We start from the raw sequence: 17,678 nt of genomic DNA on the forward strand, positions 1-17,678 counted from the left end.
GCAGCAAACCAGACTCCTCGCGGTTCACTGCCTTCGGATGGGAATGGTGCGCTACAGGCCGCCGAAAATCAAGCGCTCTCGGTGAGACCGTCAATCTTTAAAAAACGAGCAACGGGCTTTCAAAAACCAGCCACAGCCTTGCGAAGGTTACTGGCGCGGGTCGAAAAGGCCAAACAGCAGAAAGCCGAACAGGAAGCCGCCAATATGCGCTTCCCAGGCAATGCCGCCTGCCCCGCCAAAGGCAAAGACGCCAAGGCCGATCAGGAAATTGGTCAGGAACCAGATGCCGGTAAAAACCACGACCGAGCGGTTCGACAGCGCCTCGCCGACGGTCAGCCGGCGGTTGAGATGGGCAAACTGCCGGCTGATTCGGCCGCTGGGCGAAAAGACGAAGCGGGCAGCGGCGCCCATCAGACCGGCGACCACGCCGGAGGCACCAACGACAAAGATCGTTTCACCCCAATGGAACGCGACATGCAACGCGACGGCGGCAACAGCCGAAAGGCACCAGAAAAGCATAAAACGCGCCGGGCCGATCCGGCGAATAACCGGGGCGCCAAACGCCACCATCCAGAATCCGTTGAAAATCAGGTGTTCCCAGGAGCCGTGCAGCAGGGAATATGTGAGCGGGCTCCAGAGCCAGGCAAAATTCTGGTCCGCGAAGGGGTGATCGTACCGCGCCGGCCAGAACGCGAAGTTCAAAATCACTTCGCTGTCGATGGCGGCCGATATGAGATACGTGCGCACGACATGAATGACCACCAGCAATGCCAGCATGGCAACAAGACCTGACGGCAGATTGAACGCCGGTTCGCTGACCCGCGTTACATAGTCCGATTCAGCGCCCTGCGGCGGCGTCGCACCGTCGGTTTGGTCCGTCATGCTACTCACATTTCCTTCCGCCGGCTCATCCTCACCGGGCTCTCATGTCTCGCTCTATACGATTCACGGTCACGTCAAAAGCGGTGAGATGCGCGGCACTTGTTCGCACAGCTTGCGGGAAGAGATCAAATCAAAAGGTTTTGCAATTCAGGCGCAGGTTTGCCGACAAAAAAAGGCCGTTCAGTCAAAAAACTGAACGGCCGGTGAGCCCCCAAAAACCCCGAGCCCTTAAGTCAGTGTGCCGAAGGCAACCCTTCGTGAAGTGATGCCCTTTCATGCCATCAGAGCCGGGCACTTTCAATCTAAACCAAACATTAACCTTAATACCGAGCTGGCACGAAAATCGCTGAGTAATCCCTACCGGAGCATTTTTCCGGCCGGATGTGCCAAAGCGGCACAAACATGTGTCGAATGGAATGAGAGCATGCGCAGCAAGACCGCTATAGAGATCTACGCCTATTGGGACGAGTTGCGGGGGCATCGCGAGGTGCCTGCCCGCAGCCAGATTGAGCCCGGTCAGATCCGCAATATCCTGGCGGATCTCTTTATCCTGGAAAAAACACCGCGTGGCGATATCCGTTTCCGGCTCGCCGGCACGCGCATCTGTGCATTGTTTGCGCGCGAACTGCGTGGTTCGACCTTTGATGCGCTCTGGCTTGCCGAACAAACCGGTCGTCTTGCCCGCATCGCGAACGACGTAATGACACAGAAGACGCCGGTCGTTCTGTCGTCCGTTTCGCTTGCGGGCGTTGCCGACCGCCTGCCGACCGAGATCATCCTCCTGCCGCTGCGCTCGCCGGACGGCAATGTCGATCGCATCATCGGCGCGCTGGTTCCGCTGTCGCGCCCGCACTGGCTTGAGGCTACCCCGGTCAATTATCTCGAACTCGACGGCATGCGTGTTCTCGATATCGAGAAGACCGACCTGTTTCTACATAACGCTCCAGGAACCGCCCCGTCCGCAACCCGCCAGCAGACGGCCCACCAACCGATGGGCGATCACAGTATAGCCGGCGCCATCCGCCGCGTGCTTCATCTTCGGGTGCTTGAGGGTGGCCGCAGAGATTAATACGGTTCAAATACAGGCACGCACAAAAACCTTCTGTTAACTGGAAGAGGTTAAAGCTGTGACTTGGATGGACATTGCACAAGTGTGGTCATGTATTCGTTTCAGCAATCGCAGACGGCCGGCCCCAAGCAGCACAACGAAGGCGCTTTCCAGCGCGTTTCTGTGAACCTGACAGGCCGCCTCATGCTTGCCAATCACGATGAATTCGAGTGCACCGCTATCGATATGTCTCCGGGTGATGTGCTGTTCACCTGCGATGCCCGGCCGCGAGCCGGCGAACGTATCATCGCCTATGTCGATCATGTGGGACGCTTGGAAGGCACGGTTTCGCGCCTCGCCGAAAACGCCTTCGTTATCCAGATCAATGCCACCGACCGCAAGCGCGAAAAGCTCGCGGCACAACTGACCTGGATTGCCAACAAGCACGAACTGGGATTGCCGGAAGACCGGCGCCACGACCGCCTTGCGCCGCGCAAGATCCGCACGGAAATCACCCTGGAAGACGGCAGCAAATATGTCTGCCGTATCATTGACCTTTCCCTGTCCGGTGCCGCCGTCGACATGGAGACCCGCCTTCCGCTCGGCACAGCGATTCTGCTCGGCAGCATGAAAGGCCGCGTGGTGCGTCATTTCCAGGAAGGCGTGGCGATCGAATTCCTCGGAATTCAATCACGTGAGGCTCTGCGCGAGTTTCTCTAGGTCCGCAGCGCCCTCACCTGAAAGCCACCCACAGCTTGATACACACTTATCCAGTTCTCGGTGCTAGATGCGACAGGACCTACCGTAGGTTCAGGCGTCCTTCTTCTGCGCTTTCGCACGTGAAGCAGCCGCCGCTTTTTCCTTCTTTTTGTTCTGATTGTGCTCGACCGCCGAACGGATGAGCTGTTTTAGCGCACCTTCGTCAATCCTATCGCCCTCGAAAACATCGATCGCGCGCCAGACCTTGCCTCCGAAGCCGTTGTTGAACAGCGTGTCGGGATCAGGCAGGCTCGCACCATGGGAAAAGGTCAGCTTCACCTTGTCTTTATGGGCATTGCCGACCACCATGTTCCCGTCGCAAGACCAGACCGGGCTACCCATCCACTTCCATTCCTCAACGATCGCGGGATCGGCCTCGAGGATGACCTTGCGAATGCTGGCGAGCGTAGCGCCACGCCAGTCGGTAAGACCAGCGATCAGCCGATCGATCTGCTCCGATGCTTCCATGGGTCTTCATGCCTCGACATATGGCCATTTCCTGCGGCACAATTTATCCGCAATGGCACGCGTCCGCAACGCGATAGAAATCGCCTAGAGCTGAGCTTCGATGGCTGCCTTGTCTATAATCGACCAGACGCGCGCAATCTTTCCGTTTCGAAATTCGTAGAAGACATTCTCGGCAAAGGAAATTCTCCGGCCGTCGACCGGCAGACCGAGAAACATCCCTCTCGGCGTGCAGTCGAACGCAAGGCGGCTCCCGAGAAAGGGCGGATCCGAGATCAGCAGCTCAATATTGAACTGGAGATCGGGGATATCGAGGTAGTCGCCTTCGAGCATGTCGCGATACCCGGCCAATCCGATCTGCCTGCCGTTGTGGCAGGCGCCGTCGGCAACAAACGCTCCCAGGTTTGGCCAATCCTGCTTGTTCAGGCAGGCGATATAGCTTCTGTAGATATCCGGGAGTTCGGTCATGGCTATTTGCCTCCTGCTGTTCTGGTCCGTCGCCAGCCAGGATAACGCGGGTTCCGTGAGCCAGTTCCCGAAATGCAAGCCGGCGGCCAAGCACGCGCGCCGTAATCCCGCTTTGCGCGCAGAGCGCGGCGACCCAATATGATACAAATCCTGCCCCTGATGCGTGCCGTTTTGATGAAAACACAGTCTGGCCATCATTTTCCGTGCCAGAATAGAAAATAATTTTTCCGTGATTTTCAGCAAATTCCAGCCGAAATCGGCAGTTGCTTTGGTAAATCAAGTCTAAACCGGTGCCCCTTCACTCATTTCTGACGTACCGGACTTTCAGATCGAGCGTAAAAAATCGCCGCGAAAAACCTGCCGGACCGAAATAACCCCCTGCGTTTACAGTAACATAAGTGGTTTCTCTGGCGTTAATGGCTCGTGCATCAATGTGAGAACAGTTCAAATTTTAGATGAATTTGAATAAAACAAGATTCAATATCTATTCAAGATTAATTCGAATTTTCTACTTATTTCAATTTGTTTTGTACTTTATTTTACTTCCAATTTTCGCGAGCGATAAAAATCTCGGTGTCATTGTCACTCCAGAACGGGGAGACAAGCATGACAACGACATCATTCCTGAAGGCCAGCCTGATCGGCGCATTTCTTTCGGCAGCAGCGGTACAATCGGCTTTTGCCCTGCCCGCCAACATGATCACCAGCGGCAGCACCAACCCGCCTGTCGGACATTATGAATTCTGCCGGAGCCTGCCGCAGGAATGCCGCGCCAACCCGGGCAATAACGGGCCTCTGCCCCTCACCCGCGAAGGGTGGAAGAAAATTCTCGAGGTCAATTACGACGTCAACGAATCCGTGGCGCCGCTGACCGATATGGAAATCTACGGCGTCGAAGAGCACTGGGCCTATCCCGACAAGGTCGGCGATTGCGAAGATTATGTGCTCTTGAAGCGCAAACGCCTGATGAAGGCAGGCTTCTCGCCGTCAGATCTGCTGATCACCGTCGTGCTACAGCCAAACGGCGAAGGCCATGCGGTGTTGACGGTGCGGACCGATCGCGGCGACTTCGTCCTCGACAACATGCGCAACAAGGTGCTGCTGTGGTCTGAGACCGAATACACCTATCTCAAGCGCCAGTCGGAACAGCATTCCGGCCGCTGGGTGAAACTTCAGGACGGCCGCACCGTGGCTGTCGGCAGCGTCAGCCAGTAAGGCAGATGAATACCTGACATTCGCGACCCGGCTCAGGATGCCCGGGCTGCGCGTGAAAAGGGCTTCGGTCAGTCCCCATCCCCGCCCCAGACCAAGGCCCTGCTGGCCGGTTCCGCTGTCCCCGGAACCGGCCTTTTTCTATTGTCAGAAACTCAGAGGCCTGCTGGGAACAGACGCCAGGCCCCCTGCACAATCACCAGTCCATAGCAAATGGCCCAACCGGAAGCGATCGTAGCGGCAACAAGGACTTCGATCGAAGACAAGGTGTCAGCCATCCGCATCCGCCATACGGAACCGGCAAACAAAGCTGGACCAGCAAATAGCGCTAGAAATACTGCAAACGGCCGAAATCGTTCGGCCACGGCACCATCAACTGTCGGCCAGTGGCGGCGAGCGGCGGCGCGACTGATATCGAGCACGAGGAATGAGGTACCGAAACCGGTGGCCAGCAGGATGAGAAGCATCGCGATATTCATTGAAAATTAACCATGTTAAGCCAGCCTTGCATTGCTCCCTCGATCAGCAATTTCCGTGCCGCGTTGCGCTGCTCCATTCCGGCACAAGCCAACCCGGCGACGATACTTCCAGTTAACGACAGCAAGACCGCGAACCGTCCATGACAGCCAATAATGAAGGTCACGCTCCGCTGATCTCCGCACGTTTCGTCTACACCCTGACGGCCATTGTCGTCGGGCTGGCAGTCTTGACCGCAACCATCAGCCTTGCCGGCCGCTGGTATGGAAAAAACCTGGCGCTGGCCGGGCACACGACCAACACGGAGCCGACCGATATCTTCATCGGCCAGGATCATCTGCGGTTTTCTTCCAATTTCATCCGCTTCGAACAGCAGCGTGTGACCGGCCGCGCCGAACGCGTCGATCTCTACCTCACCTGGCCGGGACTGCAGGGGTATACAGACGAGACACGCGCTCTGTTCAATGATGTCAACCAGCCGGAATCGCTGCTTTTCCTTGATATCTCCCAAAGCACGATGTCACGCGACATGTCGGGACGGATCGAGCCTATCTACCAGCATCTTTTCAACGGAACGATGCTGCCCGGTCCGGCAGGATTGGTGCGGCACGAAACGAAACAAAACTCCGGCTATGGTCAGGAAGTCTTTTTTACGGCGAACCGCGAGGGCGATACGCCTTACGCCGTGCGCTGCATGATGCCAGCAACGCCTGCCCTATCGACCAGCGCCGATTGCCAGCGCGATATTCACATCGGCCGCGATCTTGTTGTGCTTTACCGCTTTTCCAGCCAATTGCTGCCACAATGGCAAGCCATCGACACCGCCGTCGCAACATTCCTGAACAACAAGCTGATCCCTTGAATTTCTTCGCCGCGCGTGTCGCGTTCCGGAGTCCGCACCAGCAGCGGGACTGTACCAAAATGCAAAAGAAGACATCAGACTACTGAAACCAATCATTCATCATAAACCGATTGGTAACGCTATCCCGATAGAGTTTCGAGAACAGTCGTTTCTGCAGGCCACGCCCGGACGGCATCTGTGAAAATAGAATGAAGAGTAGTGTAGTGTCCAAATCCATATTCAACGGCTCCGCTCCATACGCCCCTGTGCTATTTTTCAAGAAGGCGTGCCGGGTACTGCTGGTATCGCTGGCCGCCACATTTACGGCAATCCCCGTCGCTTACGCCGCGCAATATGCGGGTATCGTGGTCGATGCCAAGACCGGCAAGGTACTGTACAGCGAAGACGCCGATAGCCTGCGCTATCCAGCATCGCTGACAAAGATGATGACGCTCTATCTGACTTTCGAGGCGCTGGAAGCCGGAAAGATCAACAAGAACACGCCTGTTCCGTTCTCCAAGAATGCATCGGCTGAGCCGCCGTCGAAACTCGGCGTGCGTTCCGGTAATTCGATCACCGTGGAACAGGCAATCCTGTCTATGGTCACACGCTCCGCCAATGACTCATCGACTGCGCTGGGCGAATTGCTCGGAGGTTCCGAAGACCGGTTCGCCCGCATCATGACCAATAAAGCACGTGCGCTCGGTATGACTCGAACCACCTATCGCAACGCCAACGGCCTGCCGAACGACGCGCAGATGACGACGGCACGCGATCAGGCCCGGCTCGGCATGGCGCTTCGCCAGCACTTTCCGCAGTATTATTCCTATTTCTCCACCCGCAGCTTCCGCTTCGGCAAGCAAACGATCGGCAATCACAACCGCCTGCTCGGCAATGTGCGCGGCGTTGACGGCATCAAGACCGGCTATACCCGCGCAGCCGGTTTCAACCTCGTGACATCTGCTGAGGCGGACGGACGCAGCATCGTCGGCGTCGTTCTGGGCGGCAAGTCCGGTGGTGCCCGCGACGCACAGATGCGCGCTCTCGTCGCCAAGTACATGCCATCCGCTTCGCGCCGTGGCGGTGGTAATCTCGTTGCCGAAACAGCGGATGCGCCGACCATGCAGGCGCAAGCTGTGACAGAGCCGGCTGAAACGGTCGTTGCCGCGACGGGCGGAAGCTTCAACCTGCCGAACAACGGCCCGGTCCCGGATTTCCGTTATAGCGGCGAAACCACCAAAAGCATCGAAGTTGCCTATGCAGCGCCGGTCAAAGCCAGTGCCAATCCGCTTTTGAATGACAAGGTCATGCCGAACACGCTGCAAGCACAGAGCCGCAAGCTTGCCAAAGCTGCTCCCGTCCCGGCCGCCGATGTCGATAACCAGGTCACCAATTCGGTTGCCAAGCCTGCTGCCGAAACGGCTGCGGCCGCCGACAACGCGCCGGCTGGCTGGGTAATCCAGATCGGTGCGACACCGGACAAGGGCCAAGCCATGACATTGCTCGAAAACGCCAAAGACAAGGGCGGCAAGGCCCTACGTAATGCAACGCCGTTCACGGTCGCTTTTGCGAGCGGCGACGGCCACCTCTACCGGGCGCGCTTCGGCGGCTTCTCCAATCAGGACAAGGCCGTTTCCGCCTGCAAGACATTGAAGAGCAAGGGCTTCGCCTGCTGGGCAAGCCTGCAGTAACAACATCACACAAGTTTCGATCAGCGGCGTGTAGCGTTTGCCGGTGATCCTCCTCGGATTTGGTTTTGCGTAACGAGGTTAGTTATGGGAATGAATGAGAATGGATCGGGCATGACGCCTGCGCCGGACAAGAAGCGGAAATCACCGCGTTCCGGCCTGCATCCTTTGCACGAAGCGGCGATGCGGATTGCCGAACTCGGCAGCAGGCCGCGGTCGAAGACCAAGGATCTGGTAACGCTGCTTCTGACGCATGGGGCACGGGCATGGCGCTCGACACAGCCGGATGCACAAATCCACGTGCACGTGACGTCCCCGTCCGGGCGGTATCCGATCCGGCTGCGGATCCGATAGAAATATGGACATCCAACGATCAAAGCCCGGCACCGCCGGGCTTTTTCATGATGGCTTCAATTTTCAGAGAAGGCCGAGCTCGGCCAGTTCGCGGCGTAGCTCCAGCGGCATTTCCGCAGCAGCGCCCAATGCCGCCAAATCGCGCGGCGCTTCAGTGTCCTGGAGATAGCGCCAACCCTGAAAAGCACGGCGCGGCTGATAGGTCGTTTCGACGACTTCCGGGCCGAGGATCAGATTGCAGCGGCCGATGCCCTCTGAATCGGTGAAGGTTTCGATGCCGGTCAGCTTCTGACGCGCCTGCACCTGCCCTTTGATCACCCAATAGAGCGATCCGCCCTCCAGCAATTCCTCGACACGCTTCGGCACCATGCGCGTCGTATGGTAGGAATGTGGTTCGAGACCGGCGGCGATTGCCGTCAGTGCTTTGCGCGACACCCATTCGCGAAGGTCGTCAATCGATTCTGCGCCGACGCAGAGCTTGATGAGATGCAAGGCCATGGCCGGAGTTGAACACCCGCAAAGCGGTCGCGGTCAAGCCTGTTCTCGACCGCTCCACAGATGGGTACCTGTCAGCACTCGACAACGTTGACGGCAAGGCCGCCTGTCGACGTTTCCTTGTATTTATCGTGCATGTCGAAACCGGTCTGGCGCATCGTCTCGATGCAGGCGTCGAGCGGCACGAAATGCTGGCCGTCGCCCTTGAGCGCCAAGGACGCCGCGGTGACGGCCTTGACCGCACCCAGCGCGTTGCGCTCGATGCACGGCACTTGCACGAGACCGGCGATCGGATCGCAGGTCATGCCCAGGTGATGCTCCAGCGCGATTTCAGCGGCATTCTCAATCTGCTCCGGCGTGCCACCCATCACAGCGGCAAGTCCCGCCGCCGCCATTGCCGAGGCTGAACCGACCTCGCCCTGACAGCCGACTTCAGCGCCGGAGATCGAGGCATTAAACTTGATGATGCCGCCGATTGCGGCCGCCGTCAGCAGATAGTCGCGAATGCCGTGGTGATCGGCATCCTCATGAAAATGCAGGTAGTAACGGATGGTCGCCGGCACGACACCGGCAGCACCATTGGTCGGCGAGGTGACGACGCGGCCGCCAGCGGCATTCTCCTCGTTCACCGCCATGGCGTAAACACTCAGCCAATCGTTGGCGAGCAAAGGGTTGATCTTGTTGGAACGCCATTCGTCCTGCAGTTTGTCATGGATCATACCGGCGCGGCGGCGCACTTTAAGGCCGCCCGGGAGAATGCCGGACCCGGTCAGTCCACGATCAATGCAGCTTTTCATCGCCGCCCAGATCCGGTCGAGGCCTTCGTCGAGCTCCTCGGCTGACATCGAACATTCCTCGTTTGCCCGCTTCATCTGGGCGATCGACAGGCCGGAATGCTGGGCCATGTCAAGCATCTGCTTTGCGGTCGAGAAAGGATAGGGAACCTTGACGCCGCCCGGCTTGGTTTTGCTCGCCTTCATCGCCTCAAGTTCGGTATCGGTAACGACGAAGCCGCCGCCAATGGAGTAGTAGACCCGCTTCAGGAGCAGCCGTCCGTCCTTGTCGAAAGCGGAAAAGGACATGCCATTGGCGTGGCCGGGCAGCGGCACTTTCTTATCGAAAACCAGATCGGTCTTAGGCTGGAATTCGTAGCTCGGATGCCCCGCAGGCGTAACCCGTCCGGTACGCTCGACTTCCTCTATGATCGGATCCATACGATCGGGATCTACCCGGTCCGGACGCTCGCCCATCAGCCCGAGAACGACCGCCCTGCCCGTCCCATGACCGATGCCGGTAAAGGCCAGCGAACCATGCAGGCTCGACTTGATCGACGCTACAGTGGCATTGGCGGGGCGCGGCCAGTCGCTCGACAGGATGAGGTCGAGAAAGCGATTGGCGGCCGACATCGGTCCCATCGTGTGCGAACTGGAGGGGCCGATACCAATCTTGAAGACATCAAAAACCGAAAGAAACATGCGAACTCCGCCCCGGGACTGCAGGACCGGGCAAGATTGCCGGACCATAATCATTGCATCGAAACTAGGCCATACTGCGCTGGTCATCAGGTGATCAACCGACATCCGCTCCCGTGCGTGCGACACGAGCGGCTGCTGGGTGGCTGTAGCATGATTCCTGATCCATAAGTCGCCATGCCCGGCCACAGATTTCAAGGGGCAGGGTAAAGTTTCGCGATACCTTGCAATTTCAGCAAAGCATGCCAAAAACGAGGCATGACACTCACCGACTATATCGCGCTCGCAGTCTTTGCACTGCTGTGGACCGGCTACAACTGGGCAACGGACGGCAAGGTGCACCTCAAGCGCATCAGCCTGACGCGCCTGATGATGGAGAACCGGAGGCGCTGGCTGCTGAATTCCCTCAATCGCGACCTGAAGATGATCGACACCCAGATCGTGGCGGGACTGCAGGCGGGAACCGCGTTCTTCGCTTCGACGACAATCTTTGCGCTCGGCGGCTGCTTTGCGCTTCTGGGTGCCACCGATCGGGTCGAGGCGATCATGGGCGACCTGCCCTATGTCTTCCATGGCGGACGCACGGCCTTTGAGCTGAAGGTTGGCGGCCTTGCCTGCCTGTTCGCCTATGCCTTCTTCAAATTTGCCTGGTCCTACCGCCTGTTCAATTATTGCTCCATTCTCGTCGGCTGCATTCCGATGATGTCGGACATCATGCAGGATCGCGCTGGAGCGGAACGCGCCGCCGGGCGGGCAGTGAAAATGAACATTCTTGCGGCCAAGCATTTCAATGCCGGACTGCGCAGCGTTTTCCTGTCGATCGGCTATCTCGGCTGGTTCATCAGCCCCTATGTCTTCATCGCGCTGACGGTTTTCGTCATTTTCGTGCTGACACGCCGGCAATTCTATTCGGAAGCGCGCGAAGCCCTTCTTGACGACACAAACCCCTGAAAGTCTCGGGCGACAAGCCTTGCGATGCGTTGCGCCTGACGCAAGCTCGCCGCGCTATGATCTCGCCATCGGAAAAGATTGAGCCATGTTGATTACCAACGCAGCCAGCGAAACCAACAACGGGACGGCACCGCCGGTAGCCGCAGAACGGCGTGGCCGTATCTGGGCAATCGATGCCCTGCGCGGGTTCGCTCTGATCGCCATGGCAACCTACCATTTTTCCTGGGATCTGGAATATTTCGGCTATCTCGATCCGGGAACGGTCGGCACAGGTGCATTCAAGATCTATGCGCGGATGATCGCCAGCAGTTTCCTGTTTCTGGCGGGGGTCGGCCTGGTGCTTGGCCATTATCCGGCCTTCAAGCCGCGCGCCTTCGCCATCCGCTTTGCCAAGATCGCCGCAGCCGCGCTGGTCATCACCATCGCTACCTGGTTTGCCTTTCCCGATGGCTTCATCTTCTTCGGTATTTTGCATTCAATTGCTGCGGCAAGCCTGATCGGTCTTCTCTTCCTGCGCCTGCCCCCAATCTTGACGATGATAGCTGCTGCGGCTGCATTTGCGGCACCGTTTTATCTGCGCTCGTCTATTTTCGACACGCCGGCGCTCTGGTGGGTCGGACTATCGGAGACACTGCCGCGCTCCAACGATTACGTGCCGCTGCTTCCCTGGCTGGCGCCGTTCCTGGCAGGTATCGCCATCGCACGTATTTCGCTCAGCCTCGGTTGGTTCGAGAAACTGCGCACCGATGGCAGCGCCCGTTGGAAGACGATCCTCACGGCCGCCGGCCGTCACAGCCTGATCATCTATCTTGTTCATCAGCCGCTGCTCTTCGCGCTGGTCTATGTCTATTCTCTGGGTTTTCCAGCTGCCAAGCCCGATCCGGTCGAGACCTATCAAAACAACTGCGTGGCCTCCTGCAGCCTGCAGGAAAGTGCGGCACTCTGCACCACCTTCTGCGGCTGCACGCTGGACAAGCTGATGGAAGAAAACCTCTTCGAGCCGCTGAACGAAGGCAAAATTGACGTCAAGACGGATGAGCGCATTGCGCGAATCGCCGGGCAATGCACCATGGTGTCACAACCCAAGGAATAGGATATGAACGCCTATCGCGCCAAACCGTTGACCTATCCCTGGCCCCCGTTTCTCTATGTGGCGGCCTTTTCGGGGGCAGTGGCGCTGGGGCGGACACTGCCGATTTCGGTCATCCACGGCCATGGCTGGTTCCCCTGGCTTTCAGGCTCGGCGCTGATCGTCATTGCAGTTTGCCTGGATGTCTGGGCGGTGAAGACGTTGATCGAACGGCGTACGGCGGTTCTGCCGCATCGAGGTTCATCCTATCTGGTCACCTGCGGACCATTCTCTTTCACCCGCAATCCCATCTATCTCGGTTACACCCTGATGATGGTCGGTTTCGGCTTGATCACGCTCAATCCCTGGTTCTTCATCATGGCCAGCGCTGCCGTTGCGGTCATGACGCTGTTTGCCGTCCGCAACGAAGAACGCCACCTCCTGTCGCGCTTCGGCTTCGAATTCGAACGCTATTGCCGCGCCACAAGCCGGTGGATCTGAACCCACCGGCCTCGACACTTTTTTCGGTCTCAGTTTCCAACCACACCCTTATCATCGCGCGTGATCACGACCAGTGACGGACGCGCCGGGATGCCGTCGGCAAAGTCCGGCCAAGCGGTTCCGGCATCGGCGATCGCCGTTGCATCTTCATTGTCGGTCAGCCGCAATTCGCCCGGATGCTGGATGGAGACGAACACATTCGTGCCATCCGGCGTGAAGGTCGGCGAACAGCATTCCGAACCGACCGGCGCGATATAGAACAGCTTTGGCAACGCCCTGCCCGGGCCCTCGGTGTCCATCACATACATCGAGTCGGCGATGCCTTCCGGTGGCGGACCGTCGGTGGTGACCCACAGACGCCCGGCCGGATCGACACCGAGATTGTCGGGGTCAGTGAACCAGCCCGACGCTGTTGTCGCGGGATTGAACATCGCCTCATCCTCGGGCTTTGCGGGATCGCCACAGAGCACAAACACATCCCATGTGAAGGTATCGGCGGCATGATCCGGCTTCTCCGGCGCACCGGGCGGTACGAGTTCGAGCAGATGACCATGCGGGTTTGGTCCGCGCGGATTGGCGATATTGACGGTTTCGCGCTCGTCACCCTTGCCGACGGCCAGCCGGTCCTCGTTCTCTGTCATCGCGACGTAGAGTTTCCCGGTACCGTGATGCGGCACAAACCCTTCCGGCGCATCCATGGGCGTAGCGCCAACCAGATCGGCTGCAGCGCGGGTGTTGAGCACAACGTCTGCCTGCGTGGCAAAACCGGTCTGCGCCGTCAGCGACCCTTGCCCTGCCACCAGCGGCAACCAGGCCATGGTGCCGTCGCTTGCGAATTTGGCGACGGACAAGGTTCCATTGTCGAGCAGGTCCTTGTTGGCAGCCCGGTCGGCGGGGTTCCAGGGATCGCGGGTGACGAAACGGTAGAGATATTCGAAGTCGTCATCATCGCCCATGAACACCACAACACGGCCATCCGGCGCCACGGTGACCTGCGCACCCTCATGGGTCATGCGGCCAAGCGATGTCCGCTTCACCGGCTTTGCATCCGGATCGAACGGGTCGATCTCGACCACCCAGTCAAATCGCATCCACTCGTTTGGTTCTTCCTCGAACTTGAAGCGTGGGTCGATGCGGCTGACCGCATAGATGTCGTTCTCGTCTTCGTCCCAACCCTGCCGTTCGACTAGTTCCTGATTGGGCAGCGTCTTGTAATCACCGGCAAAGACATCCATTGCGCCTTCCTCGCCGGATAGCATCGTGCCCCAGGGCGTGATGCCGCCGTTACAGTTGGAGATCGTGCCGAAGACAATCCGTCCCGTCGGATCGGCCTTGGTCTTCAGGCGATCATCACCAGCCGCCGGGCCGGAAATATCCATCTCCGTGCCCATATGGATGCGGCGATTGTGTTTGCTATCGAGAACAATCTTCCAGTTGGTGCCAGTCTTTGCGACTTCAAAGACGCTCACCCCAAGACAGCCCATCAGGGCGCGGATCTGGTTTTCGGTCAGCTTTTCGCGATAATCCTCGTCTGTGAGGCCTGGAAACATCAGGAAGGGTGAGGCATATTCATGGCTGACGACCATCAACCCGCGATCCGACGACGTCGAGCCCTGCGGCAAGGGCAGGAACTGGGTAAAGTCGTTGTTGTAGCCGAATTGGCGTTCCGCCGCCTTGCCGTCGAGGCTGGCAATGTCAAAGGCGGGGCTGTCGGGAAACAGTGCATCGCCCCAGCGGGCGAGGATCTGGCGGCCATACCCTTCCGGCCAGTGGTCGGCGGTATCGCGGACCCGCTGCAATTCCTTGAACGTCAATGTGGACGTGCCAGCAGCCTGAACCGGATGGGCTGAAAAGCCATTACCGAGTGCGGCAATGGCGGCCGAGCCGAAAAGGCCCTTGAGAACAGTGCGGCGATTGACGCCCTCTGCGAGAATTTCACCGTAGGACGAGGAAAAGGCGCGGCGTGGGTTTGGCCGGGCGCGGGTTTTCTGGCGATCTGACATGCAAGCCTCCGATTTGTGTGACGAAGGCGATATTGCATGCAGCTGTGAACGTGCTGTGACGTGCAGACCGCCAATGCTCGGTGGCAGAATTTGGATCAGGTTGTTTTAGAAATGAACCGGTAGAAAGCCGTGACGATCAGGTACCAACGCCAATTTCGGCGAGCCGGGTCAGACAGGCTTCCTCGACATTGCCGAGTTCCTCCAGGGTTTCCTCAATGTCCTTGCGCTTCTGGTTGAGATCGTCGCGCTTTTCTTCGACACGCTTCATCAACAGGCGCAATTGACCGGCCTCACCCGGTGGATCCCGGTAGACCTGGATGATCTCGCGGATTTCGGCGATGGTGAAGCCGATACGGCGGCCGCGCAGAATTTCCATGATCAGGCGGCGGTCTGCCGAACGGAACAAACGTGTCCTGCCGCGCCGCTCTGGATGGATAAGTCCCTCGTCCTCATAGAAGCGCAGAGTACGGGTCGAAACTCCGAATTCCCGCGTCAGCTCCGTAATGGTATAGTACTTGTCCACGCCTGCCTCGCCTTACGCCGCAATCGCGAAAATCGGGCACAGTGCGCCTGAGAATGCAATTGCGGTTGAAGTGTCGCACCGGTCCGCCACCTGATTTGGGGCCGCTACAATGTCAGAGGGTAGTTTGATTGACTTTGACGTAAAAGTCAAACTTCGGCGTGAGCGTCAACCGATGTGAAACCACCACGTTGCAAGCCCCAGAAATGCCAAAAAGCCGGTGACATCCGTGACCGTCGTGACGAAAACCGCAGACGACACGGCAGGGTCGGCGCCGAACCGGTCAAGCAGCAACGGGATCGTGATCCCGGCAAGCGCGGCGGCAATCATGTTGATCAACATCGCAACCGCGATGATACCGCCAATATTGTAGTCTTGAAACCAAGCACCGGCGACGATACCGATCAGAATGCCGAACAACAGCCCGTTTAACAGGCCAACACCGGCCTCACGGCGAACGATGCGCCAGGCATTGTGAATATCGAGATCGCGGGTGGCGAGCGCGCGCACGGTCACCGTCATCGTCTGCGAGCCCGCATTGCCGCCCATGCCGGCAACGATCGGCATCAGTACGGCAAGGGCGACAATCTGCTGGATCGTTGCTTCGAACAGCCCGATGACTGAAGCGGCCAGAAATGCAGTGAAGAGATTGACCATCAGCCACGGCACGCGCGAACGCGACGTGCTGCCGATCGAATCGGACAGCTCTTCATCACCGACGCCGCCAAGGCGCATCAAGTCTTCTTCCGCTTCTTCCTGGATCACGTCGACTACGTCATCGATGGTCAGCACCCCGACCAGGCGGTTGTTCTCATCGACGACGGCTGCGGACAGAAGGTCATACTGCTCGAAAAGCTGTGCCGCCTCCTCCTGGTCCATCTCGGCCGGCACCGGATGGTTGGTTTCGCGCATGATTGTCTCGATCTTGACGGAGCGCTTGGTGCGCAGCACACGGTCGAGATCAAGCGCGCCTAGCAACTTGAAGGTCGGATCGATGACGAAGATCTGGGTAAAGCTCTCCGGAAGGTTCTCGTCTTCGCGCATGTAGTCGATGGTCTGGCCGACCGTCCAGAACGGCGGCACCGCGACGAACTCCGTCTGCATGCGGCGGCCGGCGGTGCTTTCGGGATAATCAAGGGACCTTCTTAACCGCACGCGTTCGGTAAACGGCAGCTTTGACAGGATCTCTTCCTGATCCTCCTGATCGAGGTCTTCCAGAATGTAGACGGCGTCGTCGGAATCCATTTCGCCAAGAGCTGCGGCGATCTGTTCGTTGGGCAGGTGTTCGACGATATCGAGGCGGATGGCCTCATCCACCTCGGTCAGCGCCGACAGATCGAAATCGTCGCCCAGCAGCGAAACCAGCGCCCGGCGCTGGTCCTGCTGTATCGCTTCCAGAAGGTCACCCATTTCGGATGCGTGCAGGCGAGCGACGTGCTGGCGCAGATAAAGAAGATCACGGTCGGCAATGGCGGCACCGACATGCATCAGATAATCGGAACGCACCGAGCCATCTTCGGCGTAGATATCCGAGCCGTCATAAACATCGGCTTCCGGAGGATTGCGGTCTTTGTCCTGGTCGCCGGTACTGCTCATGTGCCCGCCCTCAAAAGAATTGCAGCCATCCAAGACGCCGGCAGAACCGGACGGGAGCAGGATGGCAATGTCATCGACCGAAGGCCACGGCCGGATTGAAAAATTGAACCGCCCTGTCCTGCTAGCCCAACAAACCGGTGAGGTCCACAACCCGATGCGTTGGCAATCCGATCCTGCCGCCGTTTTTACTCAAGCTGTTGCAAAATAATATGAAATGTTTAGCTCTGACGGAGCGAAAAACCACGGAGACACGCCTTGTCCATACGACCCATCCAGCGTTTTCCCGATCCCTTTCTATCCATGTCCACCAGCAAGGTGACGCAATTCGATGCAGAGCTTGAGACGCTGGCGGCAGACCTGCTCGACACCATGCGGGCGGCCCCCGGAATCGGCATTACCGCGCCGCATATCGGTGTGCTGCAGCGCCTGACCGTCATCGAACTCGATCCTCAGTCTGGCGTGAAAATCTACGTCAACCCGGAAATTACATGGTCATCGACTGAAACGGCATCACATACGGAGGGCAGCGTTTCGATGCCGGGAGTAAGCGAAGATGTGACCCGGCCCAGTCAGGTGCGCGTCCGCTACCAGACGATTCTGGGAGAATTGAAGGAAGATGAAGCAGACGGCCTTCTGTCCATCTGCCTCCAGCACGAGATCGATCAGCTCGACGGTCTCTTCTGGCTTCAAAGGTTGTCGCGCCTGAAACGCGAGCGGGCGATCAAGCGCTTTGCCAAGCAGGAGAAGGCAGCTGCTTCTTGAAAAAAGCTGCAAAAGTGCAGGAGCATAGAGCGAGTGCCAGATACCGGCCACGCCGCAACCATGCCATTTGGCGATCAAGCATCACCTGAAGTGGGAACGAGCCCCAGCGAAACCG

Annotated in this window: 20 protein-coding genes; 11 read left to right on the forward strand and 9 right to left on the reverse strand. The window is 58.4% G+C overall.

Annotation, left to right across the window (positions count from 1 at the left end):
* Window positions 1-147 precede the first annotated feature (147 nt).
* Entirely contained in the window at window positions 148-882 is a 735-nt protein-coding gene (locus tag R6X40_RS07385; protein ID WP_318412265.1) for a rhomboid family intramembrane serine protease, read from the reverse strand.
* A gap of 424 nt (window positions 883-1,306) precedes the next feature.
* Between R6X40_RS07385 and R6X40_RS07390 the strand changes: the two genes are divergently transcribed.
* On the forward strand, window positions 1,307-1,951 hold the full coding sequence (locus R6X40_RS07390) for a PAS domain-containing protein (protein ID WP_318412267.1): 645 nt from the start codon (window positions 1,307-1,309) through the stop codon (window positions 1,949-1,951).
* Between the two features lie 90 nt (window positions 1,952-2,041).
* Window positions 2,042-2,650, forward strand: coding sequence for a PilZ domain-containing protein (locus R6X40_RS07395; protein WP_318412268.1), 609 nt, complete (start codon window positions 2,042-2,044; stop codon window positions 2,648-2,650).
* A gap of 90 nt (window positions 2,651-2,740) precedes the next feature.
* Here the strand turns inward: R6X40_RS07395 and R6X40_RS07400 are convergent, their stop codons facing one another.
* Together R6X40_RS07400 and R6X40_RS07405 are read right to left on the reverse strand one after the other, a co-directional pair.
* Window positions 2,741-3,157 (reverse strand): DUF1801 domain-containing protein, encoded by a 417-nt coding sequence (locus tag R6X40_RS07400; protein ID WP_318412270.1) that lies wholly within the window; start codon window positions 3,155-3,157, stop codon window positions 2,741-2,743.
* A gap of 84 nt (window positions 3,158-3,241) precedes the next feature.
* Window positions 3,242-3,622 (reverse strand): ester cyclase, encoded by a 381-nt coding sequence (locus R6X40_RS07405; protein WP_412178348.1) that lies wholly within the window; start codon window positions 3,620-3,622, stop codon window positions 3,242-3,244.
* 606 nt (window positions 3,623-4,228) lie between these two features.
* On the opposite strand from R6X40_RS07405, the gene R6X40_RS07410 reads away from it, so the two are divergent.
* Window positions 4,229-4,837 (forward strand): transglutaminase-like cysteine peptidase, encoded by a 609-nt coding sequence (locus R6X40_RS07410; RefSeq protein ID WP_318412271.1) that lies wholly within the window; start codon window positions 4,229-4,231, stop codon window positions 4,835-4,837.
* Window positions 4,838-4,989: 152 nt separating this feature from the next.
* Here R6X40_RS07410 and R6X40_RS07415 read toward each other — a convergent pair whose 3' ends face one another.
* Complete coding sequence (locus tag R6X40_RS07415) at window positions 4,990-5,313, reverse strand: DUF6949 family protein (protein ID WP_318412273.1); 324 nt, start codon at window positions 5,311-5,313, stop codon at window positions 4,990-4,992.
* Window positions 5,314-5,453: 140 nt separating this feature from the next.
* Between R6X40_RS07415 and R6X40_RS07420 the strand changes: the two genes are divergently transcribed.
* The 3 genes from R6X40_RS07420 to R6X40_RS07430 all read left to right on the forward strand — a co-directional run bounded on the left by R6X40_RS07420 (window position 5,454) and on the right by R6X40_RS07430 (window position 8,194).
* A complete protein-coding gene (locus R6X40_RS07420; RefSeq protein ID WP_318412274.1) occupies window positions 5,454-6,173 on the forward strand; it encodes a hypothetical protein in 720 nt (239 codons plus the stop codon).
* Window positions 6,174-6,361: 188 nt separating this feature from the next.
* Window positions 6,362-7,843, forward strand: a complete 1,482-nt coding sequence (locus tag R6X40_RS07425; RefSeq protein ID WP_412178340.1) for a D-alanyl-D-alanine carboxypeptidase — start codon at window positions 6,362-6,364, stop codon at window positions 7,841-7,843.
* Window positions 7,844-7,927: 84 nt separating this feature from the next.
* Window positions 7,928-8,194 (forward strand): hypothetical protein, encoded by a 267-nt coding sequence (locus R6X40_RS07430; RefSeq protein WP_060505114.1) that lies wholly within the window; start codon window positions 7,928-7,930, stop codon window positions 8,192-8,194.
* 63 nt (window positions 8,195-8,257) lie between these two features.
* On the opposite strand, the gene R6X40_RS07435 is transcribed toward R6X40_RS07430, so the two are convergent.
* Window positions 8,258-8,692 (reverse strand): DUF1489 family protein, encoded by a 435-nt coding sequence (locus tag R6X40_RS07435; protein ID WP_318412278.1) that lies wholly within the window; start codon window positions 8,690-8,692, stop codon window positions 8,258-8,260.
* A gap of 71 nt (window positions 8,693-8,763) precedes the next feature.
* The gene (locus R6X40_RS07440) at window positions 8,764-10,164 is read right to left on the reverse strand and encodes an L-serine ammonia-lyase (protein WP_318412280.1); all 1,401 of its coding nucleotides are present in this window, start codon (window positions 10,162-10,164) and stop codon (window positions 8,764-8,766) included.
* 255 nt (window positions 10,165-10,419) lie between these two features.
* Here R6X40_RS07440 and R6X40_RS07445 point away from each other — a divergent pair, with 255 nt between their 5' ends.
* From R6X40_RS07445 to R6X40_RS07455, 3 genes are all read left to right on the forward strand, one after another.
* Window positions 10,420-11,112: a DUF599 domain-containing protein gene (locus R6X40_RS07445; RefSeq protein ID WP_318412282.1), complete on the forward strand. Its 693-nt coding sequence runs from the start codon at window positions 10,420-10,422 to the stop codon at window positions 11,110-11,112.
* An 85-nt stretch (window positions 11,113-11,197) separates the two neighbouring features.
* Complete coding sequence (locus tag R6X40_RS07450; protein WP_318412283.1) at window positions 11,198-12,205, forward strand: DUF1624 domain-containing protein; 1,008 nt, start codon at window positions 11,198-11,200, stop codon at window positions 12,203-12,205.
* 3 nt (window positions 12,206-12,208) lie between these two features.
* The gene (locus R6X40_RS07455; RefSeq protein ID WP_318412284.1) at window positions 12,209-12,682 is read left to right on the forward strand and encodes an isoprenylcysteine carboxylmethyltransferase family protein; all 474 of its coding nucleotides are present in this window, start codon (window positions 12,209-12,211) and stop codon (window positions 12,680-12,682) included.
* 29 nt (window positions 12,683-12,711) lie between these two features.
* On the opposite strand, the gene R6X40_RS07460 is transcribed toward R6X40_RS07455, so the two are convergent.
* The 3 genes from R6X40_RS07460 to mgtE form a co-directional block, all read right to left on the reverse strand.
* On the reverse strand, window positions 12,712-14,685 hold the full coding sequence (locus tag R6X40_RS07460) for a PhoX family phosphatase (protein WP_318412286.1): 1,974 nt from the start codon (window positions 14,683-14,685) through the stop codon (window positions 12,712-12,714).
* 136 nt (window positions 14,686-14,821) lie between these two features.
* A complete protein-coding gene (locus R6X40_RS07465) occupies window positions 14,822-15,208 on the reverse strand; it encodes a MerR family DNA-binding transcriptional regulator (RefSeq protein ID WP_318412288.1) in 387 nt (128 codons plus the stop codon).
* 165 nt (window positions 15,209-15,373) lie between these two features.
* Window positions 15,374-16,801, reverse strand: coding sequence for a magnesium transporter (gene mgtE / locus R6X40_RS07470; RefSeq protein ID WP_318412289.1), 1,428 nt, complete (start codon window positions 16,799-16,801; stop codon window positions 15,374-15,376).
* A 67-nt stretch (window positions 16,802-16,868) separates the two neighbouring features.
* Between mgtE and R6X40_RS07475 the strand changes: the two genes are divergently transcribed.
* Window positions 16,869-17,009: a hypothetical protein gene (locus R6X40_RS07475; RefSeq protein ID WP_318412291.1), complete on the forward strand. Its 141-nt coding sequence runs from the start codon at window positions 16,869-16,871 to the stop codon at window positions 17,007-17,009.
* Between the two features lie 47 nt (window positions 17,010-17,056).
* Window positions 17,057-17,563, forward strand: a complete 507-nt coding sequence (locus tag R6X40_RS07480) for a peptide deformylase (RefSeq protein WP_318412293.1) — start codon at window positions 17,057-17,059, stop codon at window positions 17,561-17,563.
* Window positions 17,564-17,678: the final 115 nt, after the last annotated feature.

This window comes from Rhizobium sp. PL01 (assembly GCF_033447125.1).
Taxonomy (GTDB): domain Bacteria; phylum Pseudomonadota; class Alphaproteobacteria; order Rhizobiales; family Rhizobiaceae; genus Pararhizobium.

Coding starts and splice junctions, on each gene's coding strand:
- R6X40_RS07430 (WP_060505114.1), top strand. CDS start 7,928: ATGGGAATGAATGAGAATGGATCGGGCATGACGCCTGCGCCGGACAAG.
- R6X40_RS07475 (WP_318412291.1), top strand. CDS start 16,869: ATGTCATCGACCGAAGGCCACGGCCGGATTGAAAAATTGAACCGCCCT.
- R6X40_RS07420 (WP_318412274.1), top strand. CDS start 5,454: ATGACAGCCAATAATGAAGGTCACGCTCCGCTGATCTCCGCACGTTTC.
- R6X40_RS07400 (WP_318412270.1), bottom strand. CDS start 3,157: ATGGAAGCATCGGAGCAGATCGATCGGCTGATCGCTGGTCTTACCGAC.
- R6X40_RS07460 (WP_318412286.1), bottom strand. CDS start 14,685: ATGTCAGATCGCCAGAAAACCCGCGCCCGGCCAAACCCACGCCGCGCC.
- R6X40_RS07435 (WP_318412278.1), bottom strand. CDS start 8,692: ATGGCCTTGCATCTCATCAAGCTCTGCGTCGGCGCAGAATCGATTGAC.
- R6X40_RS07410 (WP_318412271.1), top strand. CDS start 4,229: ATGACAACGACATCATTCCTGAAGGCCAGCCTGATCGGCGCATTTCTT.
- R6X40_RS07405 (WP_412178348.1), bottom strand. CDS start 3,622: ATGACCGAACTCCCGGATATCTACAGAAGCTATATCGCCTGCCTGAAC.
- R6X40_RS07455 (WP_318412284.1), top strand. CDS start 12,209: ATGAACGCCTATCGCGCCAAACCGTTGACCTATCCCTGGCCCCCGTTT.
- mgtE (WP_318412289.1), bottom strand. CDS start 16,801: ATGAGCAGTACCGGCGACCAGGACAAAGACCGCAATCCTCCGGAAGCC.
- R6X40_RS07385 (WP_318412265.1), bottom strand. CDS start 882: ATGACGGACCAAACCGACGGTGCGACGCCGCCGCAGGGCGCTGAATCG.
- R6X40_RS07390 (WP_318412267.1), top strand. CDS start 1,307: ATGCGCAGCAAGACCGCTATAGAGATCTACGCCTATTGGGACGAGTTG.
- R6X40_RS07440 (WP_318412280.1), bottom strand. CDS start 10,164: ATGTTTCTTTCGGTTTTTGATGTCTTCAAGATTGGTATCGGCCCCTCC.
- R6X40_RS07450 (WP_318412283.1), top strand. CDS start 11,198: ATGTTGATTACCAACGCAGCCAGCGAAACCAACAACGGGACGGCACCG.
- R6X40_RS07395 (WP_318412268.1), top strand. CDS start 2,042: ATGTATTCGTTTCAGCAATCGCAGACGGCCGGCCCCAAGCAGCACAAC.
- R6X40_RS07425 (WP_412178340.1), top strand. CDS start 6,362: ATGAAGAGTAGTGTAGTGTCCAAATCCATATTCAACGGCTCCGCTCCA.
- R6X40_RS07445 (WP_318412282.1), top strand. CDS start 10,420: ATGACACTCACCGACTATATCGCGCTCGCAGTCTTTGCACTGCTGTGG.
- R6X40_RS07415 (WP_318412273.1), bottom strand. CDS start 5,313: ATGAATATCGCGATGCTTCTCATCCTGCTGGCCACCGGTTTCGGTACC.